The sequence below is a fragment of the Methylorubrum pseudosasae genome, from assembly GCF_029504475.1.
GTDB lineage: Bacteria > Pseudomonadota > Alphaproteobacteria > Rhizobiales > Beijerinckiaceae > Methylobacterium > Methylobacterium extorquens.
This window is the reverse complement of the sequence record NZ_JAQGDU010000002.1, coordinates 214,961-227,235: the sequence shown is the minus strand read 5'-3', so window position 1 is coordinate 227,235 and position 12,275 is coordinate 214,961. Positions and strand designations below refer to the sequence as shown.

Annotated in this window: 9 protein-coding genes; 6 read left to right on the top strand and 3 right to left on the bottom strand. The window is 69.3% G+C overall.

Features of this window, described 5'->3' with window-relative positions; all coding sequences use genetic code 11:
• Positions 1 to 32 precede the first annotated feature (32 nt).
• Positions 33 to 1,301, bottom strand: a complete 1,269-nt coding sequence (locus M2437_RS01935) for a DUF2254 domain-containing protein (protein ID WP_003602606.1) — start codon at positions 1,299 to 1,301, stop codon at positions 33 to 35.
• A 336-nt stretch (positions 1,302 to 1,637) separates the two neighbouring features.
• On the opposite strand from M2437_RS01935, the gene typA reads away from it, so the two are divergent.
• Positions 1,638 to 3,464 (top strand): translational GTPase TypA, encoded by a 1,827-nt coding sequence (typA, locus tag M2437_RS01930; protein ID WP_003602604.1) that lies wholly within the window; start codon positions 1,638 to 1,640, stop codon positions 3,462 to 3,464.
• Positions 3,465 to 3,606: 142 nt separating this feature from the next.
• On the opposite strand, the gene M2437_RS01925 is transcribed toward typA, so the two are convergent.
• Positions 3,607 to 5,295: a methyl-accepting chemotaxis protein gene (locus M2437_RS01925; protein WP_012752302.1), complete on the bottom strand. Its 1,689-nt coding sequence runs from the start codon at positions 5,293 to 5,295 to the stop codon at positions 3,607 to 3,609.
• A 419-nt stretch (positions 5,296 to 5,714) separates the two neighbouring features.
• Here M2437_RS01925 and minC point away from each other — a divergent pair, with 419 nt between their 5' ends.
• Genes minC through minE form a run of 3 tightly spaced genes read left to right on the top strand, consistent with a single transcriptional unit; the run spans position 5,715 to position 7,465 of the window.
• Entirely contained in the window at positions 5,715 to 6,353 is a 639-nt protein-coding gene (gene minC / locus M2437_RS01920) for a septum site-determining protein MinC (protein ID WP_003602601.1), read from the top strand.
• A 12-nt stretch (positions 6,354 to 6,365) separates the two neighbouring features.
• Positions 6,366 to 7,181 (top strand): septum site-determining protein MinD, encoded by an 816-nt coding sequence (gene minD, locus M2437_RS01915; RefSeq protein ID WP_003602600.1) that lies wholly within the window; start codon positions 6,366 to 6,368, stop codon positions 7,179 to 7,181.
• Positions 7,178 to 7,465 (top strand): cell division topological specificity factor MinE, encoded by a 288-nt coding sequence (gene minE, locus M2437_RS01910; RefSeq protein ID WP_003602598.1) that lies wholly within the window; start codon positions 7,178 to 7,180, stop codon positions 7,463 to 7,465. The genes minD and minE overlap by 4 nt, the downstream gene beginning before the upstream one ends.
• A 272-nt stretch (positions 7,466 to 7,737) precedes the next feature.
• On the opposite strand, the gene M2437_RS01905 is transcribed toward minE, so the two are convergent.
• Entirely contained in the window at positions 7,738 to 9,117 is a 1,380-nt protein-coding gene (locus M2437_RS01905; protein ID WP_003602597.1) for a cytochrome P450, read from the bottom strand.
• 256 nt (positions 9,118 to 9,373) lie between these two features.
• Between M2437_RS01905 and M2437_RS01900 the strand changes: the two genes are divergently transcribed.
• Both M2437_RS01900 and M2437_RS01895 read left to right on the top strand, forming a co-directional pair.
• The gene (locus tag M2437_RS01900; protein ID WP_012752304.1) at positions 9,374 to 10,267 is read left to right on the top strand and encodes an SMP-30/gluconolactonase/LRE family protein; all 894 of its coding nucleotides are present in this window, start codon (positions 9,374 to 9,376) and stop codon (positions 10,265 to 10,267) included.
• Positions 10,268 to 10,424: 157 nt separating this feature from the next.
• Positions 10,425 to 12,275, top strand: coding sequence for a glycoside hydrolase family 15 protein (locus tag M2437_RS01895; RefSeq protein ID WP_012752305.1), 1,851 nt, complete (start codon positions 10,425 to 10,427; stop codon positions 12,273 to 12,275).

The following is a 12,275-nucleotide window of genomic DNA, read 5'->3' as shown; positions in this document are numbered from 1 at the left end:
TCGACGGCGCCAGGCCGGGGCGAGCGCCGCCCTCAGGCCGGGCTCGCATCGGCGGCCTCGACGGCGCCGGCCGCCATGCGCAGCCGGATCTTGTCGGCCTCGAGCGTGAGCGCGAGCTCGGCGCGTTCCAGGGCCATGCGCGACTGATGCAGCGCGGCAGCCCGGGATGCCTCCCCACCGATGCGGCTCAGGGCCAGCAGCGCCTTCTGGATGCGCAGTTGGACCTCGATCAGCCCCGCGCCGTCGCGGGCCATCAGCATGAAGGCGTCCTCGAACATGTCGGCGGTGTCGAGCGGCGGGACATGGATGCGCGGATGTTTCGGCTGGCCCTCGTCCGGAGCGGTCGTGCCGCGCACCCAGAGGCTGACGAGGCGGGTCGAGCGGCCGATCACGTCGATCGCGGTGCCGGGATCATTGGTCGCGGGCGACAGGGCGCGCGAACCGATCTCGCTCATCACCGCGAGGCCGAAACGCGGGTCCTGGTCGAAGGCACGCTCGTTCCCGACCAAGAACGCCTCGCCGACGGTCCGGCGCAGCGTGTCCCGGTCCTCCCCGGCCTTCGGCCGGCCGATCCAGGCCACCGGCGTCTCCGGGTGGACGAACCGTCCGGGCGTCGCCGCGACGAAGATCTCGATGTCGTGCGCCTCGCCGATCTTGGACAGGGCCGCCATGTCGATGTGCTGAACGTAGCCGATCGCATCCACCGTCACCGCCGCGGCGCCCGCCGGAATCCGACGGTCGGAATCGCGCAGCGGCCTGCCCCCGAGATAGGGGTCGCGCAGCCGCGCTTCGATCGCGGTGCGCGCCGCCGTCTCGACCCGGTCGGTCGTCTCCCCCACGCGGCCGAGGCGCGTCAGATGATCGATCCAGCGCAGCAGCGCGACGACGATCAGAACGATCACCGCGATGGTGACGACGAAGAGGATGGTGCGCCCGCTCTCGCCGTAGGCCCCAGTCTTCGAGACGACGAGGCCGACGATGCCGAAGAGGAAGGACCCCAGAAAGGTCGAGAGGACGGTCTGAGTCACCCGGTCCTCGATGAGGAGCTTGGTCGCACGGGGCGTGACGTTGCTCGTGGCCGAGCCGTAGGACGACACCATGACGTTCAGCGAGAAGGTGGTGACGGACAGCATGCTGGAGGCGATGACGGTCAGGATGCTGTCGAGCGCATCGGTGCTGATCGCGCCCGGCACCGTCCAGGGCAGATAGCGCTCGGCCACCGCCGCCAGCAGCGCCGCCAGCACCCCCGCCGCGCCGATCAGCGTGGCGCGCACCCAGAGGCGCCGCACGACCTGCGCCATCAACCATCGCCAACGCGGCATCTTCGATCACCGTCCCGCAAGGCCTACCGGGGTGGAAACGCCGGCACGCCGTCATCCAGGCCGACCACGCCCACAGAGGTCCGACATCAAGGCACGATCGAACACGCGTCATGCCTCGGTCGGCCTTGCCACGGAGTGAAGGCATGGCTCCCGCGACCGCCCGGCGCCGCGCGCACTTGCCGGATCGGGCGACACCTTATATTGCGACGCGATACCGCCCGAATCCGTACCCTGGCGTCACGACCGTCGAAACACGGCCCGCGACACGGCGCTTTATGGCCGGGCTCCAAGTTTCCGAACGGCTCGAGATCTCCGATGAAGCTGCGCAACATCGCCATCATCGCCCACGTCGACCATGGCAAGACGACGCTGGTCGACAAGCTGCTTCAGCAGTCTGGCACCTTCCGCGAAAACCAGCGGGTCGAGGAGCGGGCGATGGACTCCAACGACCTCGAGAAGGAGCGTGGCATCACGATCCTGGCCAAGGCGACCTCGGTCGTCTGGCAGGATACCCGCGTCAACATCGTCGACACCCCCGGCCACGCCGATTTCGGCGGTGAGGTCGAGCGTATCCTCTCGATGGTCGACGGCGTGATCGTGCTGGTCGACGCCGCCGAGGGCCCGATGCCGCAGACCAAGTTCGTGGTCGGCAAGGCGCTCAAGATCGGCCTTCGCCCGATCGTGGCCATCAACAAGGTCGATCGTCCGGATGCGCGCATCAACGAGGTCGTGAACGAGGTGTTCGACCTGTTCGCGGCGCTCGACGCCACCGACGAGCAGCTCGACTTCCCGATCCTCTACGGTTCGGGCCGCAACGGCTGGATGGCCGATTCGCCGGACGCCTCGCCGGATGTCGGCCTCGCGCCGCTGTTCGATCTCGTGCTCAAGCACGTGCCGCAGGCCCGCGTCGAGGACGGTCCGTTCCGGATGCTCGGCACCCTGCTCGAAGCCAACCCCTTCCTCGGCCGCATCATCACCGGGCGCATCGCCTCGGGCACGGTGAAGCCGAACCAGTCGATCAAGGTGCTCTCGCGCGACGGCAAGGTCGTGGAGACCGGTCGCGTCTCGAAGATCCTGGCCTTCCGCGGCCTGGAGCGCGCGCCGATCGATATCGGCGAGGCGGGCGACATCGTCTCCATCGCCGGTCTGCTCAAGGGCACCGTGGCGGATACCTTCTGCGATCCGGCCGTCAACGAGCCGATCCAGGCCCAGCCGATCGACCCGCCGACCGTCACCATGTCCTTCATCGTCAACGATTCGCCGCTGGCCGGCACCGAGGGCGACAAGGTCACGAGCCGCATGATCCGCGACCGCCTGTTCAAGGAGGCCGAGGGCAACGTCACGCTCAAGATCGAGGAAGCCGCCGACAAGGACTCGTTCTACGTCTCCGGCCGCGGCGAGCTGCAACTCTCGATCCTGATCGAGACCATGCGCCGCGAGGGCTTTGAGATTGCCGTGTCGCGTCCGCGCGTCGTGTTGGAGAAGGACGAGGCCGGCGAGATCCTGGAGCCGGTCGAAGAGGTCGTGATCGACGTCGACGAGGAGTATTCGGGCGTCGTCGTGCAGAAGATGTCCGAGCGCAAGGCCGAGATGATCGAGATGCGGCCCTCGGGCGGCAACCGTCTCCGGCTCGTCTTTCACGCTCCGACCCGCGGCCTCATCGGCTACCAGGGCGAGCTGATGACCGACACCCGCGGCACCGCGATCATGAACCGCCTGTTCAAGGCCTACGAGGCCTACAAGGGCGAGATCGCCGGCCGCCGCAACGGCGTGCTGATCTCGAACGACAAGGGTGAGGCCGTGGCCTACGCCATGTGGAACCTCGAAGACCGCGGCCCGATGATGATCGAGCCCGGCGCCAAGGTCTATCAGGGCATGATCGTCGGCGAGCACAACCGCGAGAACGACCTCGAGGTGAACGTGCTCAAGGGCAAGAAGCTCACCAACATCCGCACCACCTCGAAGGACGAGGCCGTGCGCCTGACGCCGCCGATCCGGATGACGCTGGAGAAGTCGCTGGCCTGGATTCAGGACGACGAGCTGATGGAAGTCACGCCGAAGTCGATCCGCCTGCGCAAGATCCACCTCGACCCGAACGAGCGCAAGCGCTTCGAGCGCTCGAAGGAAGCGCTGACGGGCTAACAGCCCCGCTTCATCCTCCAAAACGAAAAGGCCCCGATGCGGCGAACGCATCGGGGCCTTTTTCATGCGGCGTCCCTCACGAACGGGGACCTTGGCACCCCATCACTCCGGTCAGCCGGGGCGATGGGGTTCCCGGCTCGCCTCAGGCGGCCCGCACCGTCTCGAGGAAGTGGCGGACCTGGCCGTCAAGCCGCTCGGATTGCTGCGACAGCTCGGAGGCGGACGTCAGGACTTTGTTCGCGGCCGCCCCGGTCTCCTCGGCCGCCACCGCGACGCTCGCGACGTTGCCCGTCACCGCACCGGTGCCGGCGGACGCCTCGGAGACGTTGCGCACGATCTCCTGGGTCGCCGCGCCCTGCTCCTCCACCGCCGCGGCGATTGAGCCGGCCAGCCCGTCGATCTCGCGGATGCGGGCCGCGATATCGCTGATGGCCGTGACCGCCTGCCCTGTGATGGACTGGACCTGCCCGATCTGCCCCGAAATCTCGTCGGTGGCGCGCGCAGTCTGGTTGGCGAGTTCCTTGACCTCGGCGGCAACCACGGCGAAGCCACGGCCCGCTTCGCCCGCGCGCGCCGCCTCGATGGTGGCGTTGAGCGCGAGCAGGTTGGTCTGGCCGGCGATGGTGGAGATCAGGCCCACCACGTCGCCGATCCGCGCGGCGGCGACGCTGAGATCCTGCACGAGCTGCGCGGTGCCCTCGGCCTCGACAACGGCCTTCTGCGCCAGCGTGGTCGAGCCGGTAACCTGCCGGGCGATCTCCTGCACCGAGGCGCCAAGCTCCTCGGCCGCCGCGGCGACCGTGCCGACATTGGTGGCGGCCTCTTCCGCGGCGGCAGCGGCGGCGTTCGATTGGTCGGCCGTCTGCGAGGCGGTGCCGGCCATGCTCCGCGCGGTCGCCTGCAACTCGATGGCGGCCGCGGAGACGGTGCCGACGATGCCGCTCACCGCGCGCTCGAAGTTGTCGGCCATGTCGCGCATCGCCGCCTTGCGCTGCGCCTCGGCACCGGCCCGCGCCAGGGCGGTTTCCTCCTCCAGGGCGCGGGTGCGGATCAGGTTGTCCTTGAACACCTGAACCGCGTTCGCCATCGCGCCAACCTCCTCACGGCGCTCACGGAAGGGAATCTCGACGCTCGCATCACCCTCCGCGAGGCGGCTCATCAGCCCGGTCATGCGGCGAATGGGGCGGGCGACGAAGCCGTTGAGCAGCAGGATGCCGAGGCCGGCGACGATCAGCAGCGCCGCGAGGCCCGCGCCGACGGCGAAGCGAGACGCCGTCGCGGCCTCCTCCGCGATCCGGGTGCGCGTTTCCAGCAGGGCCCGCTCGGTGTCGGCGATCGTGCCGGCGACCTTGCGCACCGTGTCCATGGCGCTCTTGCCGGCACCGGATGCCTCGATCCGGCGCGCCTGCTCCCGGGTCGCCTCGTCGCGCATCAGCGCGATCTCGCGCTCGGCGACATCGCGGCTCCACTGGCCCGCGGCCGTATCGAGGGCGTCGAGCCGGCGAAGCTGCTCGGCGTTGTCGGAGACGAGCCTGCGCAGACGCCCCAGCGCCTCGGCATAGTGCTGGGTTCCGGCGTGGAACGGTTCGAGGAAGGCGGGGTCGGCCGAGACGAGGTAGCCGCGCAGGCCCGTCTCCCGATCCACCATGCTGGCCGTCAGCCGGTCGAGATCCAGGAGGACTTGGTAGGTGTGGTCGCGCCAGCGGTTGGTTTCCTCGATCGTGCCGAGGCTACGCCAACTGACAAAGGTGGAGCCGCAAACGGCGAGGATGACGAGCGCGAAGACGACGACGAGCTTGGCGATAATGGAGAGGTTGGCGATGGCACGCATTGCGCTGATCCGCGGGGTCAAATGCGCTGCACGGGGGCGGCGCTTAAACAAATGATGGTCACGGCGCGCCTAAGGCCCCGTTAATCCGGGGTTGCACCAAAAATCGCGTGCCATCGTAGCGAAGCTGGGACCGTCGGCTTGATTCGCGCCGATCACAGGATCCGGCGATCCCACGGGCACAGGCCGGCTTAAGGATTGTTTCCACCCGGTATATTTCGGCCAAACCACTGGCCCGACGATGCTATTCCGGGCGGCGGGGGAGGACCGGAAAAATCCTGCCCGGCAATTCTTGCCCGGTGCGGGTAAAAATTAACTCCCCGGTAACCATCCCGGCGGTCAATGGGCGTGTCGGTAAGGAAACGTCAACGCCCGTGACCAGCCCCGCTCCCACCCGCCCCTCTCTGCCCCTGCGAGGCCGCGTGTTCCGCGCCGTCTCATTGGCGCCGGAAGCCCCCCTCGCCGAATGGCTCGTCCTCCTGGACGCAGCCCTGAAGCGATCGGCCAAGCTGTTCGACGACAGGGCCGTGATCCTCGACGTCGCCGGCCTCAAAGCCGCGCCGTCCGAGTTGGAGTCCCTGATCGCCGAGCTGTCGGCCCGGAAGCTCCGTATCCTCGGCATCGAGGGTGCGGAGGCCCCGCTGCCCTCGCTCTTGCCGCCGCGGCTCGTCGGCGGCCGCCCCGCCGGCGACGTCTTCGAGGCGCCGGCGTTCGAGGAAGAGAAGCCGGGCGTGTCGTCCCTCACCATCGAGGGCTCGGTGCGTTCGGGCCAAAGCATCGTCCACCGCGAGGGGGACGTGACCGTGATGGGCTCGGTGTCCTCGGGCGCCGAGATCCTCGCGGGCGGCTCCATCCACGTCTACGGCGCCCTGCGCGGGCGGGCCATCGCGGGCGCCGCCCGCAACCCTCGCGCACGCATCTACTGCCGCAAGTTCGAGCCCGAGCTTCTCGGCATCGACCGCCTCGTCCGCACGGCCGAGGACATGGGCACTCACCTGCGCGGTCAAGCGGTCCAGATCTGGTCCGACGGCGGCGCGATCAAAATTGCAGCCTTGGGTTAAGGGGAAACGAGAATGGCCAAGGTTCTTTGTGTCACGTCCGGTAAGGGCGGCGTCGGCAAGACGACCACGACGGCAGCGCTCGGTGCGGCGCTGGCGCAGGCCGGCGAGAAGGTCTGCGTGGTCGATTTCGACGTCGGCCTGCGCAACCTCGACCTGATCATGGGCGCCGAGCGCCGCGTGGTCTACGACCTGATCAACGTCACCAACGGCGACGCCAAGCTGCCGCAGGCGCTGATCCGCGACAAGCGCCTCGAGAACCTCTCCCTGCTGCCGGCCTCGCAGACCCGCGACAAGGACGCGCTCACCGACGAAGGCGTCGAGCGGGTGATGGGCGAGCTTCGCGAGAAGTTCGACTGGATCGTCTGCGACAGCCCCGCCGGCATCGAGCGCGGCGCCCAGCTCGCCATGCGCCACGCCGATGTGGCCGTGGTGGTGACGAACCCCGAGGTCTCCTCGGTGCGCGACTCGGACCGGATCATCGGCCTGCTCGACTCCAAGACCGTCCGCGCCGAGCGCGGCGACACGATCGAGAAGCACCTGATCCTGACCCGCTTCGACCCGGCCCGCGCCGACCGTGGCGACATGCTCAAGGTCGACGACGTGCTCGAGATCCTCTCGATCCCGCTGCTGGCCATCATCCCGGAGAGCCTCGAAGTGCTGCGCGCCTCGAATGTCGGCTGCCCGGTGACGCTCAACAACCCGCTCTGCGCGCCCTCGCGCGCCTACATCGATGCCGTGCGTCGCCTGAAGGGCGAGACCGTGCCGATGGCGATCCCTTCCGACCGTAAATCCCTGATCAACAAGCTGTTCACACGGAGGGCCGCATGAGTGTCCTGACCTTCCTCAAGCCGCGCGGCTCCGGTTCGGTCGCCCGCGAACGCCTTCAGCTCATCCTCGCGCACGAGCGCGTGGAGAACGGGCGGCCCGACCTGATCATCACGTTGCGCGAAGAGATCCTGAACGTGATCGCCAAGCACGTCACGGTCGAGCGCGACAAGGTGCAGATCAAGCTGGAGCGGGGCGAAGGCGTCTCGACGCTCGGCGTCGATATCGAATTCCCCGTCGATGCGGTCATCAAGCCGAAGGCGAAGGCCAAGCGCGCCATCGCCTGACCCGCCGGTCCTCCGGACGAACCACGACCTGCGGCCCCGAACGGGTGCCGCAGGTCTTTTTGTTGGCGGACGGACAGGCGCCCATTCGCGCAAGGACGCCTTGGACGAAGCGCTCGGCCTTGCCGTGCTACCCTGTTCCGGGACAGGCCGCTGACGCTGCGGGCGAACGTCGTCAACGTGACGGGCGACGACCGGGCGCGGCATCCTCGCTCAGGGGACGCCGCGGACGGTGCTGCTCTCCGCCTCGTTGGATTTTTAGAACGCGGGGGCGCTCACACCCGCCGCGTCAGCCGGAAGGCGGGGGCGTGGTCGGGCTGGGTCGTCACCACGGCCGCCGGCAGCACCGGGCGGGCATCGGCTCGCTCGATCCGGAAATGCCCGACGATCCGGCTCAACGCGAGCGTCGCCTCGGTGAGCGCGAAGGCCGCGCCGATGCAGACCCGCGGCCCCGCCCCGAAGGGCAGGTAAGCGAAGCGCGGCACCGGCGGCGCGCCGGGCAGGAAGCGGCTCGGATCGAAGGCGTCGGGGTCGTGCCACAGCTTGCGGTGCCGGTGCAGCAGCCAGGGCGAGATCGTCACGCTGTCGCCGGGCCGGACCGCCTCGCCGGCCAGTTCGTCCGGACCGAGCGCGCGGCGGGCCAGCACGAAGGCGGGGGGGTAGAGCCGCATTGTCTCCTCGATCACCGCGCGGGTGAACGGTTTGTCCGCGCTCGCCGATTCCGCCGCCACGGCTCCTTGCGTTTCCGGCGCGAGCGCGAGGAGGGTGCAGGCCCAGAGCAGGGTCACCGCCGTGGTCTCGTGCCCGGCCAGGATCATGGTGGCGACCTGATCGCGCAGCTCCTCGTGCGAGAAGCCCCGGCCGGTCTCGGGATCGCGGGCGGCCCGCAGCAGGTCGAGCAGGTCGCGCGCCTCGCCCCCGCCATGGCCTCCGACTTGGCGCCCACTTTGCCCCTCGTCGCGGTCGGCGATGACCTCATCGAGGAAGGTGACCCAATCGCGGCGGAAGCGGGCGCGGGCCCGGTCGAGCGGCGTGGCGAAGCGCAAGGGCACGACCAGATCGGTCAGGTGCGGGCGCCCGAGCCGCGCGGCGTAGGCTTCGAGGAAGCCGCGCAGGCGGTCGCCGTGGCGGGCCATGCCGACGGAGAACATGGTGCGCCCGGCGATCTCCAGGGCGAGCCGCTGGAGCGCGGCGAACAGATCGACCGGTCCCCGGGCCGCCGGGCCTTCGAGGGCCGCGACCGCCTCGTCGCTCGCCGACAGGATGTGGGGCACCAACGTCTCGACCGCCCGCGGGGTAAAGGCGGGCGCCAGCGCGCGCCGCTGGTGACGCCACGCCGTCCCCTCGCTGATGAGCAGCCCGTCGCCGAGCATCGGCCGCAGCATGCGGATGGTGATCGGGGTGCGGGCATAATTGGCGGCGTTGTCCACCAGCACGTGCCGCACCAGGTCCGGATCGCTGACGGTGAAGCGCGTGCGCCCGAGCAGCCGTCGGCGGCGCAGGGGCGCCTCGTAGGCGGAGGCCGGCCAGCACGCGATGCCGTTGACCCGCATCGCCGCGATGAAGCGCAGGGTCGGCAACTCCTTTTCCGGCGGCACCGGCACAGGCGGCACCAAGCGCGGCGCCGCGTGGCCGGGCGGAGCCTGCATGTCCATTGCGTCAGTCCTCTCGCGCCCGTGAGCGGGCGCTCGCGAAGCGTTCTAGGCGCTGAAACCCGCCGGGGCGAGTGCGACGGCGGAACGGCCCGGCGATGGGCTGCAAAGCCCCAGCGGAACGACGTGGGCGGATGAAAATTCCGCCCCAGACGTAGCACAGGCAAGCTCAGATCATGGGCTAAGTCTTCGCAAAACCCGCGGAACTTCTCTTTTCGACAGACGTCAACGGTCGTTGATTTCAGAGGAATGTCCTGATTTGGCCGCATCTCCGTCGATCCGCGTCCTCGATCCGTCCCGCTGCCATCTCGGCGAGGGGCCCAGCTACGATCCGGCGACCGACACGGCGTGGTGGGTCGATATCCTGGAGAACCGCCTGTTCGAATTGCCCCTGAGCGAGGGCGCCGGCCCGGCGAAGATGCACGCCCTGCCGTTCATGGCGAGCGACGTCGCCGCCATCGACGCCGACCGGCAACTCCTCTCGGCGGAGGACGGGCTCTACATCCGTACGATCCGCGACGGGCAACTGAGCCTGTTCTGCCCGCTGGAAGCGGAGGATGCCGGCACCCGCTCCAATGACGGCCGGGTCCATCCGAGCGGCGCGCTCTGGATCAGCACCATGGGCCGAGACGCCGAGACCGGACGCGGCGCGATCTACCACGTTGCCGGCACGCGGGTGACGCGGCTGTTCTCCGGCCTGTCGATCCCAAACGGGATCGCCTTCTCGCCGGACGGCGCGACCGGCTACTTCGTCGATACCGACGAGGGCATCCTGCGCCGCGTCGCGCTCGACCCCGCCACCGGCCTGCCCGCGAGCGCGCCTGAGACCCATTACGATCACAGCGACGGACAGGGCGGAATCGACGGCGCGGCGGTGGACGCCGAGGGGCTGATCTGGACCGCGCGCTTCGGCGGCGCCTGCCTCGATGCCTACAGCCCGGCGGGCGAGCGGGTGCGCACCGTGTCCGTCCCGGCGCGCCAGCCCACCTGCCCGACCTTCGCCGGCCGCGACCTCGACCGGCTCCTCCTGACCACGGCCTACGAGGGCATGGACGAGGCCGCCCGGGCGGAGGACCCCGAGCACGGGCGCACCCTGCTCGTGGATATCGGCGTTCGCGGCCTGCTGGAGCCGGCCTTCCGCCTCGGCGCCTGACCTCATCCTAGGGCCGTCTCCGACCTGATGACATCAGGCCGGTGCCTCTCGCTCTTTGTTTTGACGCGCATTCTTCCGACGAACCGGCCACCACGTCGTCGGAATGCGCTCGAGCCCCGAAACCGGGCGGCCGGCCTGCGGCGCCCCAGGAACGACCATGTCCGAGACGATGTCCGATCCGCAGACCCGCCCCTATCAGCCGATCGAGGCCTATGCGCTCCTCAGCAATTGCGAGGGCTGCGCGCTGGTGGCGCGCGACGGGGGCATCGACTGGGCCTGCCTCGAGCGCTTCGACGCCGACCCCTCCTTCTCGCGCCTGCTCGATAAGACGCGCGGCGGTCATTTCACGATCCGGCCGACCGAGCGCTTCGAGACCGTGCGGCAATACTTGAGCCGCAGCAACATCCTCGAGACCACCTTCACCACGCAGACCGGCTTCGTGACGCTCCACGACTTCATGGTCGGGCCGGAGGGCGGCGCGGGCCGGCCGCTTCTGGTGCGCCTCGTTACCGGCGTGTCGGGCTGCGTCTCGATGATCGCCGAGTACCGCCCGCTCGCAGGCTTCGCCGAGGACTTCGCGCCGCTCGCCGTCGAGGGCCACCGCGTCACAGCGCCGGGCTGCCCCGGCCTCGTCGCGGATGCTGACTTCGCCGCGGAGGGCGAGCTGGCCGCCGCGCGCTTCACCCTGGAGGGCGGGCAGGCCTGCGGCTTCGCGCTCTACCTCGACACGCCCCCCGAGACTTGCCCGGACGCCCGCATCCTGATGGAGGAGACGCGCCGCGCCTGGGTGCTGTGGACGGAGGACGCGGCCTATGTTGGGCCGCTGGCGGACGAACTGATGCGCTCGGCGCTGGTGCTGAAGGCCCTGACCTACGAGCCCACCGGCGCGATCATCGCCGCGGCCACCACCTCCCTGCCGGAGGAGATCGGCGGTATCCGCAACTGGGACTATCGCTTCTGCTGGATCCGCGACGCCTGCCTGTCCTTCTACGTGCTGAAGAAATTCGGGATGAGCCGCGAGGCCGAGTCCTTCTTCGGCTTCGTCACCGAGCTGTGCGAGCGGGAAGAGAGCCGCCTGAAGCCGCTCTACAGCATCTCGGGCGAGGCGGAGCTCGAGGAAATCAAGATCGATCACTTCGAGGGCTGGCGCGGCAGCACCCCGGTGCGCCACGGCAACGAGGCGGCCGAGCAGCATCAGGCCGATGCCTACGGCCAAGTGCTCGACCTGCTCTACCTCTACGAGCGCTTGGGCGGGACGATGCCGGAGGCGATGCGCAAGCACGGGGCGCGGCTCGCCGACGTCTCGGCAGCACATTGGCACGAGCCCGATGCCGGATTGTGGGAGCCGCGCAAGCCCGAGGAGCGCTACCTGCACGCGGCGATCATGAACTGGGTCGCCCTCGACCGGGCGATCCACTTGTTCGGCGAGCGTGAGGAATGGTGCCGCGAGCGCGACCGGATCGTCGCCTGCGTCAACGGCGAGGCGATCCACCGCGATGGATACTATCCGCAATATATCGGCGGCGACGACGTCGATGCCGCGCTTCTGATCGCGCCGATGGTCGGCTTCCCCGTAGACGAAGCGGCCTTCGCCCGCACCGTCGATGTGGTGATCGAGCGCCTCGGCCACGGCCCCCTCGTCTACCGCTACAAGAACGACGACGGGCTGCCCGGCCACGAGGGCACCTTCCTGCTCTGCGCCTTCTGGCTCGTGGACGCCCTGCTCTGGCTCGGACGGGACGAGGAGGCGCGCACCCGCTTCCAGGCTTTGCGCGCGCTGCAGAACGATGTCGGCCTCTACGCCGAGGAAATCGCGGAGGACGACACCTTCCTCGGGAACTTTCCGCAGGCTTTCAGCCATCTCGGCTTCATCCACAGCGCGCTGATGCTCGACCTCTACGAGCATGGCGGGCGCGAAGCGGTGCAGGGCACCTACGCCGACCGCTCCCTGCGTGAGACGGATTCGCGCCGGGCGCCCCGTATCGACGGGGCCGAGGCGGCAGAGTGA